This window comes from Kitasatospora sp. NPDC088391 (assembly GCF_044753345.1).
Taxonomy (GTDB): Bacteria; Actinomycetota; Actinomycetes; order Streptomycetales; family Streptomycetaceae; genus Kitasatospora.
The window spans coordinates 183,565-210,210 of sequence record NZ_JBIVNB010000003.1 but is presented as its reverse complement, the minus strand read 5'-3'; the positions used below and the strand labels follow the sequence as shown (position 1 = coordinate 210,210).

At 74.5% G+C, this 26,646-nt stretch carries 24 protein-coding genes; 14 read left to right on the top strand and 10 right to left on the bottom strand.

Going from position 1 to position 26,646, the window contains the following annotated elements; genetic code table 11:
• Positions 1-29: 29 nt before the first annotated feature.
• Both cydD and ACIQBJ_RS09645 read left to right on the top strand, forming a co-directional pair.
• Positions 30-3,545 carry a thiol reductant ABC exporter subunit CydD gene (cydD, locus tag ACIQBJ_RS09650; RefSeq protein WP_400708111.1) on the top strand — a complete coding sequence of 1,172 codons (3,516 nt, stop codon included), beginning with the start codon at positions 30-32 and terminating at the stop codon, positions 3,543-3,545.
• Positions 3,546-3,595: 50 nt separating this feature from the next.
• Positions 3,596-5,404: a GAF domain-containing protein gene (locus ACIQBJ_RS09645; RefSeq protein ID WP_400706377.1), complete on the top strand. Its 1,809-nt coding sequence runs from the start codon at positions 3,596-3,598 to the stop codon at positions 5,402-5,404.
• 18 nt (positions 5,405-5,422) lie between these two features.
• Here ACIQBJ_RS09645 and ACIQBJ_RS09640 read toward each other — a convergent pair whose 3' ends face one another.
• Positions 5,423-6,310, bottom strand: a complete 888-nt coding sequence (locus ACIQBJ_RS09640; RefSeq protein ID WP_400706374.1) for an LLM class flavin-dependent oxidoreductase — start codon at positions 6,308-6,310, stop codon at positions 5,423-5,425.
• A 115-nt stretch (positions 6,311-6,425) separates the two neighbouring features.
• On the opposite strand from ACIQBJ_RS09640, the gene ACIQBJ_RS09635 reads away from it, so the two are divergent.
• Positions 6,426-6,707: a hypothetical protein gene (locus ACIQBJ_RS09635; RefSeq protein ID WP_400706371.1), complete on the top strand. Its 282-nt coding sequence runs from the start codon at positions 6,426-6,428 to the stop codon at positions 6,705-6,707.
• Positions 6,704-7,096, top strand: coding sequence for a PIN domain-containing protein (locus ACIQBJ_RS09630; protein WP_400706368.1), 393 nt, complete (start codon positions 6,704-6,706; stop codon positions 7,094-7,096). Before ACIQBJ_RS09635 ends, ACIQBJ_RS09630 begins: the two co-directional genes overlap by 4 nt.
• A 134-nt stretch (positions 7,097-7,230) precedes the next feature.
• Here the strand turns inward: ACIQBJ_RS09630 and ACIQBJ_RS09625 are convergent, their stop codons facing one another.
• Positions 7,231-8,136, bottom strand: coding sequence for a serine/threonine-protein kinase (locus tag ACIQBJ_RS09625; protein WP_400706365.1), 906 nt, complete (start codon positions 8,134-8,136; stop codon positions 7,231-7,233).
• 79 nt (positions 8,137-8,215) lie between these two features.
• Here ACIQBJ_RS09625 and ACIQBJ_RS09620 point away from each other — a divergent pair, with 79 nt between their 5' ends.
• The 3 genes from ACIQBJ_RS09620 to ACIQBJ_RS09610 all read left to right on the top strand — a co-directional run bounded on the left by ACIQBJ_RS09620 (position 8,216) and on the right by ACIQBJ_RS09610 (position 10,361).
• The gene (locus ACIQBJ_RS09620) at positions 8,216-8,761 is read left to right on the top strand and encodes an RNA polymerase sigma factor (protein WP_400706362.1); all 546 of its coding nucleotides are present in this window, start codon (positions 8,216-8,218) and stop codon (positions 8,759-8,761) included.
• A complete protein-coding gene (locus tag ACIQBJ_RS09615) occupies positions 8,758-9,546 on the top strand; it encodes a hypothetical protein (RefSeq protein WP_400706359.1) in 789 nt (262 codons plus the stop codon). The genes ACIQBJ_RS09620 and ACIQBJ_RS09615 overlap by 4 nt, the downstream gene beginning before the upstream one ends.
• A 95-nt stretch (positions 9,547-9,641) precedes the next feature.
• The gene (locus ACIQBJ_RS09610) at positions 9,642-10,361 is read left to right on the top strand and encodes a hypothetical protein (protein WP_400706356.1); all 720 of its coding nucleotides are present in this window, start codon (positions 9,642-9,644) and stop codon (positions 10,359-10,361) included.
• A gap of 61 nt (positions 10,362-10,422) precedes the next feature.
• Here the strand turns inward: ACIQBJ_RS09610 and ACIQBJ_RS09605 are convergent, their stop codons facing one another.
• The 8 genes from ACIQBJ_RS09605 to ACIQBJ_RS09570 form a co-directional block, all read right to left on the bottom strand.
• Positions 10,423-10,875, bottom strand: coding sequence for a hypothetical protein (locus ACIQBJ_RS09605; protein WP_400706354.1), 453 nt, complete (start codon positions 10,873-10,875; stop codon positions 10,423-10,425).
• Positions 10,872-11,081 (bottom strand): hypothetical protein, encoded by a 210-nt coding sequence (locus ACIQBJ_RS09600; RefSeq protein WP_400706351.1) that lies wholly within the window; start codon positions 11,079-11,081, stop codon positions 10,872-10,874. The genes ACIQBJ_RS09605 and ACIQBJ_RS09600 overlap by 4 nt, the downstream gene beginning before the upstream one ends.
• A gap of 52 nt (positions 11,082-11,133) precedes the next feature.
• Complete coding sequence (locus tag ACIQBJ_RS09595; protein ID WP_400706348.1) at positions 11,134-11,277, bottom strand: hypothetical protein; 144 nt, start codon at positions 11,275-11,277, stop codon at positions 11,134-11,136.
• A 170-nt stretch (positions 11,278-11,447) separates the two neighbouring features.
• Entirely contained in the window at positions 11,448-11,780 is a 333-nt protein-coding gene (locus tag ACIQBJ_RS09590) for a hypothetical protein (RefSeq protein ID WP_400706345.1), read from the bottom strand.
• A 70-nt stretch (positions 11,781-11,850) separates the two neighbouring features.
• On the bottom strand, positions 11,851-15,666 hold the full coding sequence (locus ACIQBJ_RS09585) for a polymorphic toxin type 30 domain-containing protein (protein WP_400706342.1): 3,816 nt from the start codon (positions 15,664-15,666) through the stop codon (positions 11,851-11,853).
• On the bottom strand, positions 15,663-16,391 hold the full coding sequence (locus ACIQBJ_RS09580) for a WXG100 family type VII secretion target (protein WP_400706339.1): 729 nt from the start codon (positions 16,389-16,391) through the stop codon (positions 15,663-15,665). Before ACIQBJ_RS09580 ends, ACIQBJ_RS09585 begins: the two co-directional genes overlap by 4 nt.
• Positions 16,392-16,518: 127 nt before the next feature.
• Positions 16,519-17,388: a hypothetical protein gene (locus ACIQBJ_RS09575; protein WP_400706336.1), complete on the bottom strand. Its 870-nt coding sequence runs from the start codon at positions 17,386-17,388 to the stop codon at positions 16,519-16,521.
• A 197-nt stretch (positions 17,389-17,585) separates the two neighbouring features.
• A complete protein-coding gene (locus ACIQBJ_RS09570) occupies positions 17,586-18,551 on the bottom strand; it encodes a LamG domain-containing protein (protein WP_400706333.1) in 966 nt (321 codons plus the stop codon).
• A gap of 909 nt (positions 18,552-19,460) precedes the next feature.
• On the opposite strand from ACIQBJ_RS09570, the gene ACIQBJ_RS09565 reads away from it, so the two are divergent.
• From ACIQBJ_RS09565 to ACIQBJ_RS09535, 7 genes are all read left to right on the top strand, one after another.
• Complete coding sequence (locus ACIQBJ_RS09565; protein ID WP_400706330.1) at positions 19,461-20,366, top strand: hypothetical protein; 906 nt, start codon at positions 19,461-19,463, stop codon at positions 20,364-20,366.
• A gap of 107 nt (positions 20,367-20,473) precedes the next feature.
• Positions 20,474-21,286, top strand: coding sequence for an HAD family hydrolase (locus tag ACIQBJ_RS09560; protein WP_400706327.1), 813 nt, complete (start codon positions 20,474-20,476; stop codon positions 21,284-21,286).
• Positions 21,287-21,443: 157 nt separating this feature from the next.
• A complete protein-coding gene (locus tag ACIQBJ_RS09555) occupies positions 21,444-22,739 on the top strand; it encodes a hypothetical protein (protein ID WP_400706324.1) in 1,296 nt (431 codons plus the stop codon).
• Between the two features lie 198 nt (positions 22,740-22,937).
• Positions 22,938-23,816, top strand: a complete 879-nt coding sequence (locus ACIQBJ_RS09550) for a hypothetical protein (protein WP_400706321.1) — start codon at positions 22,938-22,940, stop codon at positions 23,814-23,816.
• A 34-nt stretch (positions 23,817-23,850) separates the two neighbouring features.
• A complete protein-coding gene (locus tag ACIQBJ_RS09545; protein WP_400706318.1) occupies positions 23,851-24,732 on the top strand; it encodes a hypothetical protein in 882 nt (293 codons plus the stop codon).
• The gene (locus tag ACIQBJ_RS09540; protein WP_400706315.1) at positions 24,729-25,595 is read left to right on the top strand and encodes a hypothetical protein; all 867 of its coding nucleotides are present in this window, start codon (positions 24,729-24,731) and stop codon (positions 25,593-25,595) included. Before ACIQBJ_RS09545 ends, ACIQBJ_RS09540 begins: the two co-directional genes overlap by 4 nt.
• Positions 25,592-26,605: a hypothetical protein gene (locus tag ACIQBJ_RS09535; RefSeq protein ID WP_400706312.1), complete on the top strand. Its 1,014-nt coding sequence runs from the start codon at positions 25,592-25,594 to the stop codon at positions 26,603-26,605. Before ACIQBJ_RS09540 ends, ACIQBJ_RS09535 begins: the two co-directional genes overlap by 4 nt.
• Positions 26,606-26,646: the final 41 nt, after the last annotated feature.

Sequence of the window (26,646 nt, the reverse complement as noted above, 5' to 3'; positions counted from 1 at the left end):
GAGCACACCCGATGGAAAGCCGGCAGCGGATGCGTCCGATCGACCCCCGGCTGCTGGCGTACGCCCGCACCACCCGCGCCTTCCTCGCCGGGACGGTCGTCCTCGGCGGGGCGGGCGCGCTCCTGCTGGTCGCCCAGGCCGCGCTGATCGCCTCGCTGGTGGTCGGAGCCTTCCAGGACGGCCGCTCCGGGCTGTGGGGGCAACTGCTCGGCCTCGCCGCCGTCTCGGCCGGCCGGGCCCTGGTCGCCTGGCTGACCGAACTCACCGCGCACCGCTCGGTGGCCGCCGTGAAGTCCACCCTGCGCCGCCGGCTGCTCGACCACGCCACCGCGCTCGGCCCCGGCTACCTGGCCGGCCGCCGCACCGGCGACCTCGCCACCCTCGCCACCCGCGGCATCGACGCCCTCGACGACTACTTCGCCCGCTACCTCCCGCAACTGGCCCTCGCCGTGGTCGTCCCGCTGGTCGTGCTGGCCCGGGTCCTCGGCGCCGACTGGGAGTCCGCCGCGATCATCTGCGGGACGCTGCCGCTGATCCCGCTCTTCATGATCCTGATCGGGTACGCCACCCAGGCCCGGACGGACCGTCAGTTCGCCGGCCTCTCCCGGCTCTCCCACCACTTCCTCGACGTGGTCGCCGGCCTGCCCACCCTCAAGGTCTTCGGCCGGGCGAAGGCGCAGGCCGCCGCGATCGGCCGGATCACCGAGGACTACCGCCGCGCCACCCTGCGCACCCTGCGGCTCGCCTTCGTCTCCTCCTTCGCGCTGGAACTGCTCTCCACCCTCTCGGTCGCCCTGGTCGCCGTCTCGATCGGCTTCCGGCTGGTGAACGGCACCCTCGACCTGGAGACCGGCCTGCTGGTGCTGGTCCTCGCCCCCGAGGTGTACCTGCCGCTGCGTCAGGTCGGCGCGCTCTACCACTCCAGCGCCGAGGGCCTGACGGCCGCCGGGAAGATCTTCGAGGTGCTGGAGACCCCGCGCCCCGAGACCGGCCGGCTGCCCGCCCCCGCCCGCCCCGACATCCGGGTCGAGAACCTGACGGTCCGCCGCCCCGGCCGCCCCGCCGCCGTCCTGGACAACCTCACCCTCACCGTCCCCGCCGGGCGCACCACCGTCCTCACCGGCCCCAGCGGCGCGGGCAAGAGCACCCTGGTCGACGCCCTGCTCGGCTTCGTCCGGCCGGACGGCGGACGGGTCCTGATCGACGGTCAGAACCTCGCCGACACCGACCTGGACAGCTGGCACGCCCGGATCGCCTGGGTACCGCAGCACCCCCACCTGTTCGCCGGGACCGTCGCCGAGAACGTCCGCCTCGCCCGCCCCGACGCCACCGACACCGAACTCGCCGCCGCCCTCGCCGCCGCGCACGTCGACTTCACCACCCCCGACACCCGCCTCGCCGAGAACGGCCACGGCCTCTCCGCCGGCCAGCGCCAACGCCTCGCCCTGGCCCGCGCCCTGCTCGCCGACCGCCCCCTCCTCGTCCTCGACGAACCCACCGCCCACCTCGACCCCGTCACCGAGTCCGCCCTCCTCGAAACCCTCCGCACCCTCGACCGCACCGTCCTCCTCATCACCCACCGCCCCGCCCTCACCCCCCTCGCCCACCACCACCTCCACCTCCCGGCCCCGGCGGCACCCGCCGTGCCCGCCGAGGCCGCACCGCCCGCGCCTCCGGCGCCCCGGCAGGGACGGGAGAAGGAAGGGACGGCGGAGCAGGTCGGCTCCCCGGCGTCCGCCGCCGTCCCGCCCCGGCAGGGGCGCGGGGTGGAGCGGGACGGCTCCGCGGGCCGGCCGCGGTTGTGGCCGGCCGTGCTGCTGGGCGCGCTCGCGCTCGGGTGCGCGGTCGCGTTGATGGGGACGTCCGGGTGGCTGATCTCGCGGGCCTCGCAGATGCCGCCGGTGCTGTACCTGATGGTCGCCGTGACTTCGGTGCGGGCCTTCGGCATCGGCCGGAGCGTGTTCCGGTACGCCGAGCGGCTGCTGGCGCACGACGCCGTGCTGAAGGCCCTGGGCGGGGTCCGGGTCGCGGTCTACCGGAGGCTGGAGCGGCTGGCCCCGGCCGGGCTCCCGCAGTTCCGGCGCGGTGACCTGCTGTCCCGGCTGGTCGCCGACGTGGACGCGGTGCAGGACCTGCACCTGCGCTGGCGGCTCCCGGCCGCCGTCGCCGCCGTGGTCTCGGTCGGCGCCTCGCTCGCGCTGGCCGCGTTCCTGCCCCTGGCCGGCCTGGTGCTGGCGGGCGGCCTGCTGCTGGCGGGCGTCGCCGTCCCGGCGCTGGAGCGCCTGGTCGCCGGCCGGACCGAGCGCCGGCACGCCCCCGCCCGGGGCGAGCTGGCGACGGCCGTGCTCGACACCCTGACCGGCACCGCGGAGGCGACCGTCGCGGGCGCGCTCCCGGCCCGGCTGCGGGCGGCCCGCGACGCGGACGGCGCGCTGACCCGGCTGGCGGCCCGCTCGGCGGCGCTCGCCGCCCTCTCGGCGGGCCTGGTCGCGCTGGTCTCCGGCCTGACGGTGGCGGCCGCGTCCGCGGTGGGCGTGCGCGGGGTCGCGGACGGCACGCTGCCGGGCGTCTGCCTGGCGGTGGTGGTGCTGACGCCGCTGGCCGCGTTCGAGGCGGTGGCGGGCATGCCGACCGCGGTGCGGTTCCGGGAGCGGGCCCTGGCCTCCCGCGAGCGCCTCGCCGAGGTGCTGGCCGCGCCCGTCCCGGTGGTGGAGCCGGCCGCCCCGCGCCCGCTCCCGCCGGTCCGACTGCCGCTCGCGGTAAGCGGCCTGACGGTCCGTTGGCCGGGCGTGGGGCGCGACGCGCTGTCCGGCGTCGACCTGGAGCTGGCGGAGGGCCGCCGGGTCGCCGTGGTCGGCCCGTCCGGTTCGGGCAAGAGCACGCTGGCGCAGGCGCTGCTGCGCTTCGTCGAGCCCGCGGCCGGGACGGTGCGGCTGGCGGCCGGCCGCCCGGGCGAGGTGGACGTCCGCGAGCTGTCCGGCGAGGACGTCCGCCGGGTGGTGGGGCTGTGCGCGCAGGACGCGCACGTCTTCGACAGCTCGGTGCGGGAGAACCTGCGGCTGGCCCGGCCGGACGCCGACGAGGAGGGGCTGCGCGCGGCCCTGGCCGGGGCCCGGCTGCTGGACTGGGCGGACGGCCTCCCCGACGGGCTGGACACCCCGGTCGGCGAGCACGGCGCCCGGCTGTCCGGCGGCCAGCGCCAGCGCCTGGCGCTGGCCCGGGCGCTGCTCGCGGACTTCCCGGTGCTGGTGCTGGACGAGCCCGCCGAGCACCTGGACACCGCCACCGCCGACGCGCTGACCGCCGACCTGCTGGCCGCCACCGCGGGCCGCACCACCCTGCTGATCACCCACCGGCTGGCCGGCCTGGACGACGACTCGGTGGACGAGGTGCTGGTGCTGGACGGCGGCCGGGTGGTCGAGCGCGGGCGCTGGTCGGAGCTGGCCGGGCGGCCGGGCGGCCGACTGGCCGGGATGGTCGAGCGGGAGCGGGCCGGGGAGGCGGCCGCCGCCGGTCTGGCCCGAGCGGGTGTCCCCGCCCCGTGAACCGCACCGCGAACAGCGGGACAAAAGTGACGAACGGGCACACTGGTGGCATGCAGACCCCGGAGGACCCGAACGACCCGAACGCCCCGGTCGCCGAGAGCGGCCCGCCGCGGATTCCCGAGATCTCCTCGCTCGGGCTGGACACCCTGGTCACCGAGGTCTCCGAACGGCTGCAGTCCGCGGCCGCCGTGACCGACCGGATGCAGCGCCTGCTGGAGGCCGTGGTCTCGGTCGGCGCGGGCCTCGACCCGCACGCCACCCTGCAGCGGATCGCCTCCGGCGCGGCCGAGCTGGTCGACGCGGAGTACGCGGCGCTCGGCGTGGTCAACCCGCACGGCAGCGGCCTGTCCGACTTCATCCACGTCGGCATCGCGGACGGCACGGCCGACCGGATCGGCCACCTGCCGACCGGCCGCGGCATCCTCGGCGCGCTGATCGACGACCCGCGCCCGCTGCGGCTCACCGACCTGTCCACCGACCCGCGCTCGGTCGGCTTCCCGGCCGGGCACCCGCCGATGGTGTCCTTCCTCGGCGTCCCGATCCGGGTCCGCGGCGAGGTGTTCGGCAACCTGTACCTGACCGGGAAGCAGGGCGGCGCCGCGTTCACCCCCGAGGACGAGCAGGTGGTGCTGGCGCTGGCCGCCGCGGCCGGCGTCGCGATCGAGAACTCCCGGCTGTACGAGGAGGGCCGCCGCCGGGAGCGCTGGATCACCGGCGCCGCCGCCGTCACCACCGCGCTGCTCTCCACCGACGAGGCCCGGCTCGCCCTGACCGTCGCCGCCGAGCAGGTCCGCGAACTCGCCGAGGGCGCCACCGGAATGGTCCTGCTGCCGGCCGGCGAGGACCGGATGCGGGTCGCCCACGCCGCCGGCGAACGGGCCGAGTTCCTCACCGGCGAACTCCTCCCGGAGCACGGCCTCGCGTCCCGGCTGCTGGCCGGCGAGGCCGTCCACCTGGACGACCCGGCCGGCTCGCCCGACACCGGCTCGGACGCCCAGTTCGACCGGCTGGCAAGGGAGTTCGGGCCCCTGATGGCCGTCCCGATGGTGTCCTCCGGGCGGGTCCTCGGCGCGCTCGGGGTGTGGCGGCGGGCCGGCACCGCGCCCTTCACCGACAGCGAGCGGCAGCTCGCCCAGACCTTCGCCTCGCAGGCCGCGCTCGCCCTGCGGCTGGCCGAGTACCAGCTCAACCAGCAGCGCCTGGCGGTCTTCCAGGACCGCGACCGGATCGCCCGCGACCTGCACGACCTGGTCATCCAGCGGCTGTTCGCCACCGGGATGATGCTGGAGTCCGCGGCCCGCCGGGTCGTCGTCCCCGAGGTGCAGGAGCGGATCGGCCAGGCCGTCGACGAACTCGACGCCACCATCCAGGAGGTCCGCACCACCATCTACGCGCTCCAGCACGCCGACACCGACGACCGGCCCGACACCCTGCGCACCCGGGTGCTGCGCGAGGGCAGCCAGGCCGCGGCCGCGCTCGGCTTCAGGCCCACCATCACCTTCACCGGGCCGGTGGAGAGCCTGGTCGGCGAGAAGACCTCCCGCCAACTCCTCGCCGCCCTGCGCGAGATGCTCTCCAACACGGCCCGGCACGCCCGCGCCTCCCGGGTCGCCGTCGAACTGGACGCCACCGTCCACCTCGACGACGACGGCCGCCCGGTCTCCGCGCACCCGGCCCGCACCGGCCTGCCCGGCGTGCTCCTCACCGTCACCGACGACGGGGTCGGCATCCCCGACGGCGGCCGCCGCTCCGGGCTGCGCAACCTCACCCGCCGCGCGGAGGCCCTCGGCGGCGACGCCTGGCACGAGCCCGGCCCGCACGGCCGCGGCACCCGGGTCCGCTGGACCTCCCGGCTCTGACCCGCCGTCAGGGCCCGCTCAGCCCAGCTGGGCCAGGCCCTCGGTGGCGATCTCCTCGAACACGGCCAGGTCGTTGGCGAAGATCGAGTCGGGCACCGGCCAGTGCACCACCAGCTCGGTGATGCCCAGCTCCCGGTAGGTGCCCGCCCAGTCCACGAAGGCGCCCAGCGATTGCAGCGGCTTCTCCAGCGTCGACCCCTGCAGCAGCACCTTCTCCAACCCGCCGACGTCCCGGCCCTTCGCCGCGCAGGCCGCCGCCAGCTTCTCGATCTGCCGGGCGATCACCCCGGGCGCCTGCTCGGCCGGCACGTCCGCCGGGCCCTTCGCGTCCCCGTACGTCACCCAGCCCTGCCCGTACTCCGCCGCCAGCCGCAGCCCGCGCGGGCCGGTCGCCGCCACGTAGAACGGCACCCGCGGCGACTGCGCGCAGCCGGGGATGTTCCGCACCTCCACCGCCGAGTAGTACGCCCCCTCGCGCGTGGTCGCGTCGTGCGTCAGCAACTCGTCCAGCAGCGGCAGGAACTCCGCGAACCGGTCCGCCCGCTCCTTCGGCGACCACGCCTCCTGCCCCAGCGCCGTCGCGTCGAACCCGGCCCCGCCGGCCCCGATCCCCAGCGTCAGCCGCCCGCCCGACACGTCGTCCAACGTGATCAGGTCCTTCGCCAACGTCACCGGATGCCGGAAGTTCGGCGAGGTCACCAGCGTCCCCAACCTGATCCGCTCCGTCGCGCACGCCGCCGCCGTCAACGTCGGCACCGCCCCGAACCAGGTCTCCTCCCGGAAGCTCCGCCAACTCAAGTGGTCGTACGTGTAAGCCGCGTGGAAGCCGAGTTCCTCGGCCCGCCGCCACACCTTCTGCCCCTCGCTCCACCGGTGGATGGGGAGGATCACCGTACTCAGTCGCATACCGCCGACCCTACGCGTGAGATTGCGTGGGCGAGGGTCGGGCAACGCGGAGCGACGGCATCGGCGCGATCTCAGCACCGCCATGGATTCACAAGTGATGTACTACACTTTTCCCATGGACGCCCCTCGCGCCGGCAAGACCCGGGTCACCAGTGTCTCCTTGCGTGCCGAGACGCTGGAGGCGATTCGCCTGCGCGCCGGGAAGCAGGGGGTCTCCTCGTACATCGAGGAGGCCGTGCAGCGGCAGCTCCAGCGCGAAGCCATCGACGAGTACATCGCCACCGCCGAAGCGGAGCACGGCCCGGTCGATCCGGCCGAGGTGGCGGCCAGGGCCGAACGCATCCGCGCCCACCACGCCGCCCACCGTGGCAACTCGGCTCCGGCGGATGCGGCGTGAGCGGAACGCTTGTCCTCGACAGCGAAGCGCTCTCCAAACTCTCCCGCCGCCACCGTGACATGACGGTCTGGCTGGACGTTGCCCGCAGCCTCGACCTCTTGGTCGTCACCAGTGCGGCGACCCTGGTCGAGGCCCGCGACCCGAAAGTGCCGCAAGCCGCGTTCGACTACGCCCTCTCGTTGGCCAAGGTGCGCCCCGTCACGGAGGAGGTCGCACGCGCCGCGAGCAGGCTTCTCGTGACCGAAGGGCTGCACGGCCACAAGTACGCCATCGACGCCATGCTCGCGGCCACGGCCCACCTCGAGCGTGGCGATGTCACCATCGTCACGAGCGACACGGACGACCTGCGCCGGCTCTGCCACCCGCGTATCGCAGTCGAGCAGATCTGAGCTTCCCCTCTACCGGCCTGCCGCGTCTTCGCAGGTCCGGGCCATGATGGGAGGGCGAGGACCGACCTGGGTCACCAGCGTTCCCCACCTGATCCACTCGGTCGCCGCGGAGGGGAGCAGGCTGCCGGACGGGTTCAGCGGAGCAGCCAGGTCAGCAGGGTGGTCGCGGTGAACACCGCGCCCGCGGCCAGGGTGACGGTGCGTCGGGTCAGGCGGCCGGGGGTGGGCTGCGGGGGCGGGGGTGGGGTGAGGAGGGCGTCGGCGAAGGCTCGGGCGGTGGGTGGGCGGTCGGCGGGGTGGGTGGACATCGCGGTGCGGAGGAGGAGGGCGATGTTGGGCGGGAGGTCGGGGTGGGCGGGGAGGGCCGGGAGGGTGGAGGCGGTGGGGAGGTCGGTCATCAGGGCGGTGGCGCGGCCGCCCGGGCCGAACGGCTTCTGGCCGGTGAGGAGTTCGTAGGCGACGACGGCCAGGGCGTACACGTCGGCGCGGCCGTCGAGGCCGCCGGTCTGGAAAGCCTGTTCGGGGGCCATGTACGCGGGCGTGCCGGTGGTCACGGTCAGTCCGGAGGCGTCGGCCAGGTGCTTGGCGCTGCCGAGGTCCGCGACCAGGACCGCGGCGGGCCCGGGGCCGGCGGTGAGCAGCAGGTTGGACGGTTTGACGTCGCGGTGCACCACGCCCGCCTCGTGCAGGACCTGGACGGCGTAGCCGGCCTCCGCGGCGAGCCGCAGCGCCTCCTGCGGGTCGCACTGCCCGACCCGGTCGGCCAGGGTGCCGCCGCGCACGTGGTCCATGACGAAGTAGGGCCGGTCGTCCTGGACGCCGACGTCGTGGACCCGGACCACGCGCGGGTCGGCGATCCGGCGCAGCAGCCGGGCCTCGGTCAGGAACCGTTCGCGGACGTCCGCGTTGGCGGCCCAGTTCTCGGCCAGCACCTTCACCGCGACCTCGGTGTCGAGCTCCGGGTCGTAGGCCTTCCAGACCGTGGCGAAGGAGCCGGCGCCGAGCCGCTCCAGGAGGAGGTAACGGCCGAGCTTGTGCATGTGGCAGCATTCTGCCGGAGTCGGGGGGAGTGCGGAACTCCCGTTCGACGCAGGTGGGTCGGCGGAACGGGGAGTCCGGGTGTTCGAGGAAGACGAGCTGGAGCGGCTCGTGGCGGCGGCCCGGGCGGGGGACCCGGGGGCGACGGAGTACCTGCTGGCCAAGTTGCGACCGGTGGTGCTGCGCCGCTGCTCGCGCTTCCTGCCGCACCACGCCGACGCCGAGGAGGCCGCGCAGGACGCGCTGCTGTCCATCAGCACGCACCTGGGCGAGTACGGCGGCCGCGGCTCCTTCCTGGGCTGGGTGACGGTGATCGCGTCGAACGCCGCCCGGTCCACCTACCGTTCGATGCGCCGGCGCGCCGAGGACAGCCACGCCGACCTCCCCGAGTCCGTCGACCCGCGCACCACCAGCGTCATCGCCGGCACCCGGCTCGACCTGATGGAGGCGCTGGCCGCGCTGGAGCAGCAGCACCCCGTCCTGGTGGAGCCCTTCGTGCTGCGCGACCTGGGCGACCTGACCTACGCCCAGGTGGCCGAGGAACTGGACGCCCCGCTGGGCACGGTCAAGGACCGCATCCACCAGGCCCGGCGCTTCATGCGCGAGCGCCTGGTCAGGGGCCTGTGAACGGCGGTCCCGCGACGGGCGGCGGCCGCATCGCCGTCCGGCCCCGGACCGCCGTCGCCGCGCTGGTGGCGGCCGCCGCGCTCGGGCTGGTGACCGGCGGGTTCCTGCTGCCGGCGCGTTCGGACGGGGACCGCCCGAGGTCCGCGCCCGCCCCCGTCCCCGCGTCCGCAACCGCGTCCGCCTCCGCGCCCCCGGCCGGTGCGACCGGGCCCGTGACGGCCGCGAACCTGCTGGGCCCGGCGGCGTTCGCCCCGGGCATCGACAGCGCGAAGATCCACGTCGCCGACCGGTACGGCGACGGGTCCTACGCCAACGCGGCCTGCTCCGGAGAGAAGACCCTCGAACAGACGCTGGGCGGGCCCGGCGCCCACTTCCGCGGACTGATGACCGGCACCCGCACCGTCCCGGAGGACGCCACGCAGGCGCTCCTGCAGAGCGACCAGGTCGCCCGCGAGGTCGTCGGCGACGCCCGCACCCCCTCCCTGGCGCAGAACTTCTCCGACCGCCTGCTGCTGGAGGAGGTGCCCTGCCAGGAGGAGGCGCCCGGCCACTGGGTCTACGGGAGGACCACCGCGGTGCAGCTCGCGCCGGACGTCACCGCGAACTGGATGGGCTACTACCGGGGGGACCTCAACACCACCGGCCGGGCGCCCGAGGGCGAGGAGCCCTGCGGCGGCATCGCCGTGCTGCGCAGCGGCAGCCACTACGGGGTGCTGGAGGTCTCGGCCTGCCTCGGGACGGCCGAGATGGACCGGGTCGTCAGGGCCGCTCTGTCACAGCTGTGAAACAGCGGTCCGGGGCTCCAACTTTCCTTCCCCCGGCGGCATCTCCCCGGTTGTACGAGGACGCAGCGGGCGTCCCGACCAGCAGGGGGACCACGATGACCGAGAACCTGACCGTCCAGCAGCAGGCCGCCGAGCAGGAGTCCGTCCGGCCGAAGTCCGGTCGTCGCAACCGGGTCGTCGCCGCGGCCTGCTTCGCCGCCGCGCTGATCACGGCCAGCGTGATCGGCACCCAGTCGGCCACCGCCGACAACGCCGAGCGGCGCCCCGCGGCTCCGGCTCCGGTCGCGGTCGGTTCCGCCGCCACCGGGCCGGTCGGCTCCGCCGGTCTGCTCCAGAGCGAGGACCAGCGGGGCCTGAACCCGGTCGGCGCGACCGTCTCGCTGACCGGGGGCCAGGCGCTGTCCGCCTGCTCCGGCGAGCAGACGATGCGCGACCTGACCAAGGGCCGGGCCACCGGGTACGCGTCCGCGAGCTGGAACTTCGCCGCCGACGGCCTGCTCACCGAGTCGGCCGCGAGCGCCGGCACCGCGGCCGAGGCCGCCGCCTGGGAGAAGCAGCTCGTCGCGCTCGTCGAGGACTGCCGCACCGAGCCCGCCGGCCACTGGTACTACGGCGCGGCCCACACCCTGACCACCGCCGGCGGCACCGCCCACTGGTACCTCGCCCACAACGGCGACGGCACCGTCAGCGGCGGGGTCGCGGTCCTGCGCAGCGGCACCAGGTCCGCCGTGGTCGAGCTCACCGGCCGCTCCGCCGACGCCCAGACCCGGGTCGAAGGCCTCGTCACCGCGGCGCTGACCCGCCTCGCCGCCTGACCCCCCTCACAGATTCCGGCTCCGCCCGCGGCGGCGGGCGGAGCCGGTCCTTGACGCACTGTCAGCCAGATCGGCTCGCGGCCAGGAACCGGCGGAACTGCGCCAGGGACGTCTCCAGGTCCTGTCGGCCCGCGTCGTCGGCCGGGAGTGCGGGCAGCTCGCGGGCCGCGAACTCCTCGGCCGCGGACAGTACGGCGTGGAGAAGCTCCGTCAGGGGCGGTCGGCCCAGGACCCTGCCGTCGCTGGAGACCGTGACCGTCCGGTCCTTCGAACGGAAGTCGACGCGGAACGAGGAGTCGACGGCCACGAACGGGAACGTCCCCCGGTGCCCGGTCTCCAGGCGGGCCAGGCCGTCGAGCAGCAGCACCAGGGACAGGAAGACCATCATCCCCTGGTCGGGCGAGCGCCCGGCCGAGGTGCTGCGGCCCAGGTCTCCTTCGATCTCCAGGTCGCCCAGGTCGAAGCCGCTCTCGGGCGCCTGGTCGGGGCGGCAGGTGAAACGGAAGACGATCATGACGTGGTGGAACGGACGAGCCAGATGTCGTGCTCCTCGGTGGTGACGCCGCAGGAGGCGTGGCCGTCGGGCTCCAGGGGGAAACCGGCGACCGCCTGCCGGACCTGGGTCGGCGACGGCAGTCCGGCCGGGTCCGGCGCGCCGAGGACGGTGAGACCGGCGGCCTCCAGCAGGAGCCGCCTCGCCTCCTCGGGAGAGGTGGGCATCGCTTGCTCCAGGGGAAGAGGTGGTGATCTCCGGTTCGGGCCGGAAGCCCGGTCAGGGGCCGCCGGGGGTGTCCAGCAGCCCGCCGGACGGGGAGTCCGACAGCGCGTCCCAGCTGTGTCGGCCGAGTAGGGGCGGGGCCATCGGGAAGGCGTCCCGCACCGCGTCGAAGAACCCGGCCCGGTCGGAGACGGTCACGGCCGCGTCGAGCGCGGCAGGGTCGAGCAGTTCGGGCAGGACCCGGGTGCCGCCGTCCGCGCTGCCGGAGGGCGGACGGCCTTCAGGACCGCCCCGGCAGGACGTCGTCCGACAGCACCCTGAGGTCGATGCCCCGGACCGGTGCCGGGAGGAGACCGGGCACCGTGCGCTCATTCGCCGAGTTCCTGGAGGGCGTCGAGGTACTCCTGCTCGCTCGGGCCCAGTGTGTTCCGGTCGAGCCGCTCGACGGGCTCGAAGGACTCGACGCCGAAGAACCCGGTGTCGGCGAGTTCGCCCAGGGCGTGCAGTTCGCTCTCCCGGCAGGACGGGTCGGGTTCGGCGGCCGCCGCGGTGGCGAGGGTCATCGCCAGCAGGCGGGCCTGGAAGGGGTCGAAGACGGAGATCCAGTCCGTGACGGTGCCGCAGGTGTCCTCCCGGACCCGGGAGTCCGGGGAGGTGAGCCCGTGGAGGAGGCCGATGATTTCGCGGTCGGTGGCCGGCATCGCTGCTGTGTCCTTCTCGTGGTGCGGGTCGGTGCGGGTCGGTGCGGTTCGGCGCGGTCGGGAGCGCGGGTCAGGGGGTGGTCGGACCGTACCCCGGGGGGAAGGCCCACGGGACCGGCCACGGCATGTGCGAGTCGTTGGCGGCGGTCGGGTTGTAGTGCGGGCTGTTCGGGTTGTGCGAGTTGGGGTGGTGGAGGTTGCCGGCGAGGTCCTGGTACCGCTTGCCGACCTGGATGCGGAAGATGTCGCCGTTGGCGGCGTTGGAGCCGGCCGGGGCGAGGCCGTCGGGTCCGTGGATGCGCATGCGGACCACGTGCCCGTCCTCGTTCGTCCATTTGTACTCGACCCCGTACTGCGCCCCGCCGCCGGAGTGCGGTGTCAGCTGCCGGACCTCGGCGTCCTTCGGGACGATGCTGAGCGGGTCCTTGCCGCGCAGGTCGTACCCCTTCGCGGGTTTCTTCGGCGGGGTCGGTGTGCTTCCCTGCGGGTGGGGGGAGAGCCCGAGCGGGTCGGTCCAGGTGTGCGGGTTGTGGACGTAGGTCTCGGGGTTGGGGGCGGCCGCCAGCCCGAGCGGGTCCGGTGTGGTGTAGCGCGCCGTCTCGGCGTCGTAGTAGCGGTTGAGGTTGTAGTGGAGCCGGGTCTCCGGGTCGTAGTACTGGCCGGGGAAGCGCAGCGGGGTGTAGGTGGTGCTGTCGGACGGCCAGGTGGTGTGGCCCCAGAGGCTGGAGATGGCCCGCCAGGCGACGGACCCGGAGGTCGGGTCGACCAGTTCGGTGGGCGTGCCGATCAGGTCGGTGACGATGGCGAAGAAACGCCGGTCGACCCGGTCCTGGGCGCAGATCGTCTCGGTCTGGGCGAGCGGCAGCAGCCCGTCGTGGTCCCAGCTGATGGTGTGCGGGCCCGGGAGGTACGGGGCTTCGGCGGTCTGTTCGACGAGGGTGGGGCCGTCCCAGGTGAAGTCGGTCCGTTCCTCGACGGTGCGGCCGTCGGCGGCGAGCCGTTCCTTGGCGACGCGTCGGCCGAGCGGGTCGTAGCGGTACCGCCAGCGGCTGCCGTCCGGAGTGGTGACTCCGGTGAGGCGGTTCTCGGCGTCCCAGGTGTAGTGCCAGGTGTCGGGCTTGCGGGAGAGCCGGGTGACCTGGCGGAGCGTGGTGCGGCCGGCGGCGTCGTACTCGTAGCGGACCCGGCCGGCCGCGGTCAGGCGGCCGTCGGCGTAGGTGCGGGGTCCGACGGCGGCTCCGCCGCTGCCGGAGGCGGGCCACCGGGCGTCGGTCAGGTTGCCGGAAGGATCGTAGGCGTACGACTCGGTCCGGTCCGCGGCGTGGACCGCGGTGACCCGTCCGGCCGGGTCGAGGTCGAAGGTCCGGGGCCCGTTCGTCCGGTCGCCGACGGAGGCGAGGGCGCCGTCCGCCCGGTAGCTGTAGGCGCGTTCCACCAGCCGCTGGTGCGGCGTGTCGAGGCTCTGGCCGGTGAGCCGGTGCAGGTCGTCCCAGGACCTGGTCAGGGTGAGGTGCTCGGCGATCGTCCGCCGCTGTTCGCGTCCGGCGCGGTCGTAGGCGATGTCGATGCTGCCGCCGGGCGTCGCCAGGGCGGTCGGCCGGCCGACGGCGTCGTGGCTCCAGGCGCTGGTGTGCCCGGTGGGCGTGGTGCGGCCGGTGCGGCGGCCCAGGGTGTCCAGGGTGAAGCTGACGGTCCGTCCGTTCACCGTTTCGGTGAGCAGGTTGCCGGCCGGGTCCACGGTGCGGGCGAGGACGGTGTCGGCGTTCGCGGCCCGGACGAGGTTCCCGGCCAGATCGTAGCCGAAGGTGGTGGCACCGTCGGCGGTCTCCCTGCTGACCAGGCGGTCGAGTACGTCGTAGGTGTAGGCGGTCTGCTCGCCGGCCGGGTTGACCGCGGCCGAGATGCGTCCCGCGCCGTCGAGCCGGTAGCTGGTCACGCCGCCGTGGAAGTCCCGCTCGGCGGTGAGCCGGCCGGCCGGGTCGTAGCTGTACTGCCACTGCTGGCCGAGGGCGTTGGTGACCGCGACGAGTTGCATGGCGGCGTTGTGGGTGAAGGTGATCCGTGCGCCGTCGGGTGAGGTGCGGGCCGCCAGCGTCTCGAAGTGGGTGTACTCGAAGGTGCTGGTCCGGCCGAGCTGGTCGGTGTGGGTGAGGCAGTTGCCCTCGCCGTCGTACGTCCAGGTCTCGGTGCAGCCGTCGGTCGTGGTCCGGGCGGCGAGCCGGCCCTCTGTCGTCCAGGTGAGGCGGGTGGTGTTCCCCAGCGGGTCGACGACCGCGACCGGCCGACCGAAGGCGTCGCGCCGGTACTGGGTGGTGGCGCCGGTCGGATCGGTGATCTCGACCGGCAGGCCGGCCGCGTCGCAGCTGATCCGGGTGGTGTGGCCGAACGCGTCGGTGACCGAGGACCGGTGGCCGTTCTCGTCGTACGAGAAGCGGGTGACCGCGCCGAGGGGGTCGGTGAGCGTGGTGCGCAGGCCGTTGTCGTCGTAGGTCTGCTGCCAGGTGGCGCCGCCGGGTTCGGTGATCAGGGTGGGGAGGCTGAGGCGGTCGAGGTAGGCGGCGGTGGCGTGTTCGCCGTCGGGGCGGGTGACGCGGACGAGGTCGCCGGCGCCGTCGTACGCGTAGCGGGTGGTGCGGCCGAGGGGGTCGGTCTCGGTGAGCAGGCGGTCGTGGTCGTCGCGTTCGTAGCGGGTGACCGCGCCGAGGGGGTCGGTGACGGCGGTGATCTGGGCGTGGTCATTGACCTGATAGGTGGTGGTGTGGCCGAGGGCGTCGGTCTCGGTGTGGGTGCGCAGGCCGGTGGCCGGGTCCGGGTCGGAGTAGGTGAAGCGGAAAGCGAGGGCGCCGGTGGTGCCGCCCTCGTCGGTGACGCGGTCGTGGGCGTCGTAGGTGTAGCGGTACTGGGAGTCGTTGCGGTCGGTCCAGGAGAGCACCCGGCCGGCGGCGTCGTTGGCGAAGCGCATGGGCTTGCCGCTGGAGTTGTAGGCGGCGGTGAGGTGGCCGTCGGTGTAGCTGTAGCGCATCAGCAGCGCGTCGCCGCCGGTGTCGCCGGCACTGGCGAGGCGCAGGGCGGTGATGCGGTCGTTGTCGACGGTGACGAGGAGCTGGTAGCCGCCGGAGTGGGTGATCGAGAGCGGGACGCCGTCCCCGTCGTAGGCGAGGGCGCAGTGGCGGCCGTGGCGGTCGCGGACCTCGGTGAGCAGGGCTTCGTCGCCGTCGGGGGTGAAGGTCTTCACCAGGCCGGTGGCGGGATCGGTGATGGTGAACAGGCCGTCACGGATGTCGAGTTCGTGCCGTGAGCCCGCCGAGGCGTGGACGGGGTCGCCGGGTTCGGGGCGGGGGTAGGACTGGGTGATCCGGTCCGGGCGGACGTGGACGACGCCGTCGGCGTCGATCTCCAGGCGCTCGTCGAAGGGGCACAGCCACTTGGTGCCCATCCAGCGGCCGGTGAGCAGGCCGGAGTCGAAGGAGCGGGTGAACTCCAGCGGCAGTGAACCGGGGAAGGAGGCGTCGACCTGGTCGATGTACATCCGGCCGGTGGCCATGTCGACGGGCTCGCCGCCGCCGCAGCGGGTGTCCTGCGGGCGGCCCTCGGTGCGCGGGCTCCGGACCTGGTCGCGGCCCCGGCCCTTGGGGTGCGAGCCGCCGCGCTTCCCGCCGCCGCTGCCGCGCCCCGGGTGGGAGACCTTGGAGTCGTGGCCCTCCAGGATCTTCTTCAGGTCCTTGGTGTGCTTGGCCTCGATCTCGCGGGTGTTGTGGGCGACCTTCTTCAGGTTGTCGCCGGCCTTGCGGTAGAAGTTCTTGAGCGCCTTCCCGGCGTCCTCGGCGAGGGTCTTGCCGAGCTTCTGCGCGCCGTGCTCCAGCGCCTTGACGATCTGGTTGCTCATTCGAAGCTCACCGCCGCGATCTTGGACTGGAACATCTCGGCGTGGCCCGCCACGGTCTCGGCGTGCTCGTGCATCGTCCGGGCGTGCTCCTCCAGCAGGTCCGGGTCGATGGTGAACCCGGTGCCGCCCCCGCCGCCGTCCACCGACACCCCGAGTGCGGACTCCGCGGCCTGGAACACCAGGCCCTGCACCGCCCCGGCGACGGTGTCGATCAGCGGTTCGATCGCGGCCTCGACCACCTGGGCGATGATGTACTGCTCCAACTGCTGTTCCAGGTAGTTGATCAGGCGCTTCGCGGCTTCCTCGATGGCGATCACCGCGGCCTCGGCGATGCCGAAGGTTGCCACCGCCGCCGCCTGGTCCGCGACGAACGCCGCCGCCAGCACGACGAGTTCGCCGATCGTCTCGACCTTCATGGCGACGATGACGTCCGCGGCGATCTCCAGTGCCTGCGCCACCACGTGGCACGCCTGCACCAGTTCGTTCAGGTGGCTGTCCGAGACCGACGCCCACTTCGCCAGCAGCGCCTCGTAGGACGCGCCCTGGTAGGCCTCGCCCAGGCCCTGGACGGTCTGCGTCGACTGCTGGTGCGCCGACTCCACGTTGTCGGCGAACTCCCTGACGTGGCCCGCGAACTCGCGCACGCTGTCCTCGTTCACCGTCGGCCAGTTGATGCCGATGAACGACAGGAGATCCACCACTTCACCGGGTAGTTCGATCGCCACGCCAAGCCCTCCCCCGAAGACGTCCGGACATGCAGGCGACCGTAACCAGCGGCGTGTACCGGTTGGGACGAATTTTCCACAACCTTGACCGTGCACATTCCCGGTCCGATCGGCCCGGGCGGGCCGGTCAGTTCGGGAAGGCGGGGGCCAGGGGGGAGGGCAGGGCCGAGGCGAGGGCGGCGCGGACCCGGGCGGCTCCGCTGCGGGCGACGGCGGGGTCGGGGGTGGTGGGGCGGGGGACGAGGCCGGTGCAGGGGAGGCAGTGGCCCGGGCGGGGGACGGGGTCGTGGCAGGTGGGGCACTCGGGGCGGCGGCGGGGCACGGCGGGGGGTGCGGCGGCGGGCGGGAGTTTGCGTTCGAGGCGGTTGCGCAGGACGCCCGTCGGGGAGTGCATCGGGACGGGCAGGCCGGGGAGCAGGGCCTGCGCGAGGTCGGCGACGGTCGCGCCGCGCTCCAGCCAGCGGGCGACCAGCGGGGCGAGCGCCCGGGCCTCGGACTCGCCGAGGCGGAGCCGGGGTTCGGGGCGGATCGCCCGGAACAGGGTGTCGATCGCGGCGCGGGTCCGGGCGTCCGGGGGCGCCGGGGCGGGAGGCGACGGCTCGGCGGGGAGGGTGGGTGCTTGGTCCCGTTCCTTTCGGAGGGGAGCGTCAACCTCGGCGACGGTCGTCCCACCGGGTACCGGACGGGTGGTACTCGGCAGGAACTGCCACGGCGTGTCGTAGACGTGGTTCTCGGTGACGAAACGCCCGTCGGCGAGCTGGATCCTCTCGACCCGGTAGAAGCCGGCCTCGGTCAGTTCCTTGAGGGCCTTGGCCACGGCGCGCCGCCCCTGCGGGCTGCTGTCGGCCATCTGCCGCCCGTCCTCGCGCCAGCCGTCGGGCCGGGAGAGCAGGTCCGCCAGGAGGCCCCGGGCGGTGTACGACAGCTGCCGGTACTGGAGCAGGAAGTTGGGCAGGACCGTGAAATGGCGCGCGTGCGCGCTACGATGAACGTGCATCGGGAGGTTCAGCTCCGGGTGTCGGGCCCCGGGGTGTTGGTAGCACCGCCGGGGTCATAAGTTTCTGTATGTGCGCGGAACGTAGCACACCGTGACGCCGGGAGCCGATCCGGTCGCCGGGCGATCGGGACCGTTCCGAAACGATCCCGATCGCCGTACGAGGCAGATCATTTGAGTGCGGATCAGGCCGGTTCCGCTCAGGGGTTGAGGACACCGCCCGCAGTGGCCGGGCCGCCCTTCGGCAGCTTGCCGACCTGATCGGCCGTCAGCGCCTCCTTCCACACCCGGACGTCCGTGATGCCGCCGTTCCAGGCGTCCGACCACTTCCCCTTCCAGCGGGCCCGGCCGAGCTCCAGCGGGCCCTGGCCGGGGATGATCGCGGGCGCGGCGGTGGTCTGCGCGAGGGCGCCGTCCACGTACAGCGAGATGGTCTTCGCCTTGGCGCTGTAGACCCCGGTGAGGGTGGTCCAGCGGCCGGTGGCGGCCGCGCCGGGGGAGAGCGCCATCGCGGTCTTCCCGGCGTCCTCGGCGGTCTGCACCTTGAACACCCAGCGGTTGCGGGTGGCGGCCGAGGAGTCCTCCCGGCCCAGGTAGAAGGCGAAGAACTGGGCGCCGTTCTGCGAGAGGGCCGCCTTCGGCGCGCTCGCCGCCTCGTTGCGGACCACCGCCGAGACGGTGAAGTCGCGGGTGGTGTCGACGGCAGCGCCGGTCGCCTCCGCCCAGCTGTCGCCGCTGCCGGTCAGCAGCGCCGCCTGCCCGTCCCGGCCCGCCGCCGCGCCGACCTTCGCCGCCGGGCCGAGCTTCAGGCCGGGGGCCGAAACGGTGGTGGCCGTACCCGCGCCGGGGCCGTCCGCCTGCGCGGGCCCGGCGGAGGCGGTGCCAGGCGCGGCGGACGCGGCGACACCGGCCGCGCCGGTCCGCTGCCGGTCGTCGGCCGGACGCCCGTCGGCCCGGTTCTGCACGATGACGGCCACGGCCACCATCGCCCCGACCGCCACCATCGCGGTCGCCCAAGCGGTCATCGCCACCGTCTTCTTGCGGCGCGCCTCCCGCTCGTCGGCCGCCGCCATCACCTGCCAGTACGAGGCCTCGGCTCCCCCCGGGGCCGGCCGCTCCGCCACGTCCGCGCCGCCCGCCCTGCCCGTCCCCCGCCTGCCCGCCACGCATCTCCCCGTTCGTCCGTTCGGTTCGTCGGCGGAACTCTAGTGACGCGCCGGACGGGCGCGCTAACCGGAAGGGGCCGGAATGCGATTCGTCACAGAATGCGACAACGACCTTCACCCGCAAGCCCGTTGACCAGGGAGGCGGTTGCCGACAAACCCGCCGGGAGAGGGCCGAAGCGGACATCGAACATACGGGGAGGGGGTATGCTGCCCGGATGGAGCGGACCCCGGCCACCACCCCGGCCCCCGCCGGACGGCCCCCCGCCCGGTGGGCCGTCCTGTGCGCCCTCCTGCTCGGCCTCTTCCTGATGCACGGCAGCCCGGCGAGCGCCGCCGGCTGCCACCCCACGACGACCGCCACTACGCACGGCGCGGGGTCGCAGGCCGCTGCTCCGCACGGCGCGGGGGCGTATGCCGCTGTGCTGCGTGAGGCGAGGCCGCTGACCGCCGAGCCGCACGGTGCGAGGCCGCAGGCCGTCATGGTGCGCGACGCCCGGCCGTATGCCGCTGAGTCCCACGGTGCCCGGCCGCAGGCCGCCGCGTTGCGCGGGGGCGAGTCGCGCGCTGGGGTGGTGGCGGGCGGGCGGTACGTTGCCAAGGTGCCGGTGGGGCACGGTGGTTCCGCCGAGGTGTGCGTCTCGACCCAGGCCCGTGACCGGGTGGGGGTCGGTGCTCCGGGGGCTGCGGCCGTGGGGTGGGCGTGGTCGTGGTCGGCGGGGACCGTGGCGCCGGGGCCGGTCGGGGCGGCCGAGGACGGGCGGGGGCCGCCCGGGGGGCGGGAGTTGCTGCTCCGGGTCTGCGTCGCCCGCAGGTGAGGGCGCCACCCGGCCGGGCCCGTCGTACGGGTCGGCCGGGCGTCGCGTCCTGTCCACCACCGCGCGATCCGCGCACACCCTGGAGCGAACTCCGATGACCCGCAACACCCGTACCCCGGCCGCCGTCGCGGCCGCCGCCGTGCTGACGCTGACCCTGGCCGCCTGCGGCAGCGAGTCGATGGCCGGCATGGACCACGCGAAGTCCGCCCCGGCGGCCCCCTCCGGGCACGACATGGCGGGGATGAGCCACGGCCCGGACGGCATGGGCGGCGCGTCCACCGGCGCGTCCGCCGGCGGGGCCGCCCCCGGCCTGGCCGCCGAGCAGGGCGGCTACCGGCTGGACGGCCGACTGTCCGGCACCGAGTACCGGTTCACCGTCACCGGGCCGGACGGGGCCAGGCTGACGGCGTACCGGCCCGATGCGACCAAGCAGATGCACTTCTACGCGATCCGCGCCGACCTGTCCGGCTTCCAGCACCTGCACCCGACGATGGCCGCGGACGGCACCTGGACCGCCCCGCTGGCCGCCCTGGAGCCCGGCGACTGGCGGATGTACGCCTCGTTCGTCCCCGGCGCGGGGGCGGGCGCGGGCACCGGCCTGGTGCTCTCCCGCACCGCCACCGTGCCCGGCACCGCCGCCGCCGTCCCGCTGCCGCCGGCCGCCGCGAGCACCACCGTCGACGGCTACACCGTCACCGTGGCGGGCGCCCCGAAGGCGGGGACGGCCGGGGAGTTGAGCGTCACGGTCAGCAAGGACGGGCAGCCCGTCACCGACCTGCAGCCCTACCTGGAGACCTACGCCCACCTGACGGCGTTCCACGCCGGCGACCGGGCCTTCGCGCACCTCCACCCGGAGACGAAGGCCACCGGCGCGGGCGGCGGCCCGACCCTGCCGTTCCACGCCGAACTGCCCGCCCCCGGCGACTGGCGGCTGTTCCTGCAGTTCCAGACCGGCGGCACCCTGCACACCGCCGCGCTCACCCTGAACGTCGCGGCCTGATCCCGGGGCCGGGCCCGCCCCCGTCCGGGCGGGCCCGGCCCCGTGTCCCGCCCCGGCCGGGTCGCCGCCCTGGTCCGGTTCCCGGACGAGTGCGCGAAGATGGACGGGTGACCTCCTCGCCGCGCCCCCGCCTGATCGCCACCGACCTCGACGGCACCCTGCTGTGCTCCGGCGGAAGGGTCTCGGCCCGGACGGCGGCCGCGCTGGCCGCCGCCGAGGAGGCCGGGATGCAGGTGGTGTTCGTCACCGGGCGGCCGCCGCGCTGGATGCAGCACCTGGGGCCGCACATCGGCGGCCACGGTGTGGCGATCTGCTCCAACGGCGGCGCGGTGGTCGACGTCCGGCGCGGCGAACTGCTGGAGACCTCCCCGCTCGACCCGGCGGACACGCTCACCGTCGTCACCCGGATGCGCGCCGAACTGCCCGGCACCACCTTCGCGTTCGAGTTCCCGGGCGGCTTCGCCCGGGAGCCCGGCTACACCGTGGTGATGTGGGAGTCGGACAAGGAGCACCCGGTCGCCCCCACCGAGGAACTGCTCGCGGACGGCCGGGTCAACGGCCTGTTCAAGATCCTCGCCAAGCACCCCGACCTCGACCCGGACGTCTTCCTGGAGCGGACCCGCGCCGCGATCGGCCCGCTGGCCGAGAGCACCCGGTCCAGCCCCATCCCGCTGGTCGAGATCAGCGCCCCGGGCGTCACCAAGGCCAGCAGCCTGGCCCGCTGGTGCGCCCAGCACGGCATCTCCGCCGCCGAGGTGGTGGCCTTCGGCGACATGCCCAACGACCTGGAGATGCTGGCCTGGGCCGGGCAGTCGTACGCGGTGGCCAACGCCCACCCGCTGGTGCTCGCCTCGGTCGCCCGACACACCGTCAGCAACGAGCAGGACGGCGTCGCGGCGGTCATCGAGACCCTGCTCTGACCGCAGGCCGACCCGGACCCCCGGTCCGACATGTGCATCCGGGTCCGTCGGCGCGGCCGGAACGGGCCCAGGGGCGCTGTGGGAAACGTGGGAGCAGCGCCCTAGGCTCGGCCTGGCATCCCGAGGCGCGGGAGCGACGGACTCAGGAGGGGTACGGATGAGTGGGGACAGCGGCAGTCCGGGGCAGCAGCCCTACGGGCAGCAGCAGCCGGGCGGTCACGGGCAGCCGGGCGGTTACGGACAGCCGGGCGGCTACGGGCAGCCGGGCTGGGGTGCGCCCGGCGGGTGGGGGCAGGGGCCCTGGGGCCGGGTGCCGATGGCGCCGAAGCCGGGCGTGATCCCGCTGCGGCCGCTCGGGTTCGGCGAGATGTTCTCCGCCGTCCTGGAGACGGTCCGCCGCTACTTCAAGGCGATCTACCTGCCGCTGCTGGCGGTCACCGGCATCGCCGCCGTCCCCGCGCTGGTGCTGTCGTTCTTCTTCGTCGACGGGCTGGGCAAGGCGCTCGACAAGCTGCCCGAAAGCGACGACTCGGTGACCGACGAGCAGGTGCTCACCGTCCTCGGCGCGATCGCCGTGGTGGCCGTGGGCTACCTGCTCGCGGTGCTGGTCCAGTACGTGGTCGCCTCGGTGCTGTCCGCCGTGGTGGTCCGGGCGGCGGCGCTCGGGCGGCCGATGACGGCGGGCCAGTCCTGGAAGGAGTCCAAGCCGCACCTGCTGCGGGCGGCCGGCGCGCTGGGGCTGCTGTTCCTGCCGATGATGCTGGTGGCGGTGGGCCCGCTGCTGCTGGTCCTGCTGCTCGACGACTCCCCGGGCACCCTGGTGGTGACCGAACTCCTGTGGTGGACGGTCATCCTCGGCGGCACCTACGTCACGGTGCGGCTGGCGCTGCAGATCCCGGTGCTGGTGCTGGAGGAGAGCACCCCGGTGGCGGCGCTCCGCCGGGCCTGGCAGCTCAACGACGGCAACTGGTGGCGCAGCCTGGGCCTGCCGCTGCTGGTCTCGCTGGTCGGCCGGATCGCGGTCAACCTGGTGACCTACCCCGTGCTGATGGTCGGCATGGCCGTGGTGTTCAGCGCCGTCGACACCAACGGCTCGCCCTCCGACAGCACCGGCGCGATCACCGTGGCCCTGATCGGCATCGGCCTGCTGACGCTGATCTCCGCGGTGGCGACCACGCCGCTCGGCATGATCGCCAACGGCATCCTCTACATCGACCGCCGGATTCGCAACGAGCGCCTGGACGTCGCGCTGGCCGAGGCCGCGGGCATCCGGCTCGCCGAGTCCGCCGGCTACCCGGCCTACCAGCCGCCCACCGCCCCGGCCCCGGCCCCGGCTCCGGAAGCCCCGCCGGCCCCGGCTCCGGCCCCCGCGGCCGAGCCCACCGTGCCGCCGCAGGCCCCTGCGGCGGACGCCCCGGCCAAGCCCGCGGAGGAGGGTTCGGGGTCGAACTGACCTTGTGTCGGTTGCGGTTCGATCACGGCCTGTCCGATTGCTGAGGAATACGGCTATTGGGCACCGGAATCGTGTTGTTGACGGTCTTACAGGGCTCACATAATTCGTTCACCGCACGTGGAAATCGGTGTCCGGACCGGCCGGGGGGACGGCCGGCACCGCCGTGCGGTCTGCCATGTGAGCCCTGGGGGGAGACCCTTGTCCGTTCCCGAAAAGCCGCCGCTGCCCGAGCAGTCCCCACTGCCCGAGCAGCCTCCGGCCCCCGAGCAGTCGCCGGACGTCGAGCCGCCGAACGCCGAAGCGCCGCCTGCTGACCAGCCGCCCGCCGGGGCGCGGAAGCTGCCCCGGGCCGCCGGGGTCGCGCTCGCGGTGGCCGGACTGCTCGCGGTGACCGCGACCAGCGCGGCCGTCACCGTCGCCGTCGGCAAGCCCGACCACGCCGGACGCACCGTCGCGGCCCCCGCGGCGACGGCCTCGACCGCCCCGAGCGCGTCGCCCGGCCCGAGCGGGAGCCCGACCCCGACGCCGGTCCCGAACGCGGTGACGCCCGTCCCGCGCCCGGCCAGCACCCTGCAGGGCAGCGTCTCGGGGGACCGGCACAGCGGCGACCTGCGCTACTTCCTGCTGCCGGTGCCGGACATCGCCGACCCGTACGGTTCGCCGGACGGCGCGATGCTGTCGGTCGAGGAGATGCAGAAGGCGTACGGCGACGACGTCGACATCAAGGGCATCCTCGACTCCTGGGGCTTCAAGGACGCGGCGACCCGCACCTACCGCACCCGCGACGGGAAGATGGAGGTGGACGTCGAGCTGCGCCGGTTCAACCGGGCGGACGACGCGCGCGGCTTCGGCAAGGCCACCACGTACAAGCTGGAGCCCTTCGACGTCGACGGGGTGCCGGGCGCCCGGGGCTACATCGACAAGCCCGAGCAGCAGGCCTTCACCGGGCGGCTGCACGGCATCGGCGTGGTCGGCGACGTGGTGTACGAGGTCCACGTCCGGGTCCAGGGCGACCCCGACAAGGCGCTGCTCGCCGACGCGATGAAGCGTCAGCGCGACCGCCTCGCCAACGGCTGAGCGCCGTCCCGAACCCTTCTTCCAGGAGCACCAGTTGAGCACCGAACCGACGGGCGCCGCGGAGCCCGGGACGGCCGCCGCCGGTCCGTCCGAACCGCCCGCCCCCACCCGGTCGCCCGAGCCGGCCAGCGAGTCGTCCCCGGAGCCGACCATCGAGTCGTCCGAGTCGTCCGAGTCGCCCGAGTCCTCCGAGGTGATCGGTTCGGCGGCCGAACCAGCGCCGCGCAAGCGGAAGTTGGGCGTCGGCGCGCTGTTCCTGACGGCCGTGCTGGCCGGTCCGGCGCTCGGGGTCGGGGTCGGCTACGGCGTCCAGGCGTCCCGCCCGGAGACCCCGCTGCCGAAGATCACCGCCACCCCGCTGGCCTACCCGGCCGCCCGGGTCGACCCGGCGGCGCTGGCCGCGGCCGCCCCGAAGCCGCTGAACATCGACGGCGACCTGCGCGAGCTGCTGGTGAAGAAGCCCGACGGCGCGCAGGACACCAAGGAGTTCGGCACGGACGGCTGGATGGACGCCGCGGACATCGCGGAGACCTTCGGCGACACCAAGGGCGTGTTCCAGCAACTGCTGACCAACGGCTTCCGCCGGGCCGCCGTGGTCGCCTGGGAGGCCGACGACGCGCAGTACCGGGTCGAGCTGCTCCAGTACCTGCCGGAGAACACCAGCGAGGTGATCAGCCAGCTGAACATCATCACCACGCACGCGGACATCTCCAGGATCCCGGGCAACGAGGACGGCCTGGTCGTGGTCCGCAAGGACGCGCTGCACTACGCCAAGAGCACCGAGCAGTACTACTACGGCGAGGCGGTGGCCCGGAAGGGCACCGTGCTGATGCACGTCCAGGTCTACGGCAAGAACCCCGTCGACCCGGCCAAGCTGGGGGACCTCGCCAAGCGCCAGTGGGAGCGGATCGCATGACCGACATCGAATCCCCCGAGCCCGCCGCCGAGGTGACGGAACCTCGGGTGACGCCGACCGAGGCACCGATCGAGGCACCGGCCGAGGTGCCGGTCGAGGCGTCGGCCGAGGCCCCGGCGCCGGTCCGCACCGGCCCGCGCCGCACCGCGCTGAAGGCCGCCGCCGCGGTGGTCGCCGCGGCGCTGGTCGGCGTCGGCATCGGCGAGGTGATCCTCCGGACGAACTACCGGGACGACGCGCCGGTCGCGGCCGCCCCGGCCCCGGCCCCGTCGTCGAGCACGCCCGCGCCGTGGGGCGCGAAGTCCAACGGCAGCCACTTCGGCAGCCTGCGCGACCTGCTGCTGCCGATCCCGGCGGGGTACCGGGCCGGGCCGGACTACCAGTCCCTCGGCAACGACAGCGAACTCCGCGGCGAGGCGCTGGACAAGGCGCAGAAGGACATGCTGGCCGAGGTGCCGGAGAAGTACCGGAAGAACACCGAGGACCTGCTCTCCTCCATGCGCCTCCAGGGCATCGGCACCCGCACCCTGGTGACCGGCGACAACCGGATCTCCGTCGCGCTGTCGCTGCGCCAGTTCAACCAGCAGTGGGTGGCGGCGCAGAGCACCGCGTACGGCGCCTGGTACACCGACAACGAGCTGTACCGGCAGGGCCCCGGCGTCGCGGGCCACCCGGACGCGCACTGCGCGCTGCCCGCGCTGAAGGCCGGCGACCAGCTGGACTTCGTGCAGTGCTACTCCGCGATCGGCGACCTGCTGGTGGAGATGGAAGTCTCCGGCGTCGCCCCCCTCGACCAGAACAAGGTCGTCGACCTGTTCCGTCAGCAACTCGACCGACTGGCCATTCCGGGAGCCTCCGTATGAGCAGCGACAGCGCCACCACCCCGGGCGCCGAGCCCACCGCGGGGGCCGCCGCGCCCGCCGTGCCCGCACCCGCTGCCCCCGCCGCCCCGGCCGCGCCCGCGGACCCGTTCGCCCCGGCCGCGGACCCGTTCGCGCCGGGTGCGTACGGCCCGCCGCCCGCGCCCCCGCGCACGCCCGCCGAGCGCAAGCGGCTCCTGCAGGTCGGCGCCGCCGTCCTGCTGGCGGTGGTGACCGGTGCGGCCACCGCCGTCGCGGTGACCCTGCCCGAGCGCACCGACCTGCCGGGCCTGGCCACGCCGAACGACGGCCGGTACGCCTTCCCGGCGTTGACGCTGCCGCCGCTGCCGGCGGGCGCCTCGGCCCCGGCGCAGTCCCCGGTCCGCACGCACGCCGCGGACCTGCGGGCCCTGCTGCTGCCGCTGCCCGAGGGCGCGACCGCGACCGGCCCGGCGAGCCCGACCTCGGCCCCGTCCCCGTCCGCCACCGCCTCCGCCGCCGCCTCGTCGAGCCCGTCCGCCGCGCCCTCGGCGTCCTCGGCGTCCTCGGCCCCGGCGGCCGCGCTGCCGCCGGTGACGGGCCGCTGGGTTCCGTGCGACCAGGACGCGATGCTGGCCAAGGACGGCACCTACAGCCTGCGGCTGACCACGGCCGCCTGCCGGGCCGCCGCCGCCCAGGGCTGGACCGCGAAGGACGGCACCCGCACCGAGCTGCGGCTGTTCAGGTTCGGCTCGCAGTACGACGCCTCGGACTTCTACTCGCGGGCGACCCTGATGGGCTCGACCAAGGACATCGACGGCAGCAAGCCCAGCACCAACGGCGAGTACCCGATCGCGTCCGGGCAGGTGGAGGTCCGCAACGCCACCGCGCTGGCCGGCGACGTGCCGACCGGCCGGTTCGCCTGGCTGCAGTCCGGCGACGTGGTCGCGCTGGTCCAGCTGACCGACCCGAAGGGCGTCCCGGTGCAGGCGTTCCGCCAGGTGGTCGCGCTCCAGAGCGAACTGCTGTCCTGACGCCGCGTCAGGAATCCCGCGCACCCGGCCCGCCGCCCCCA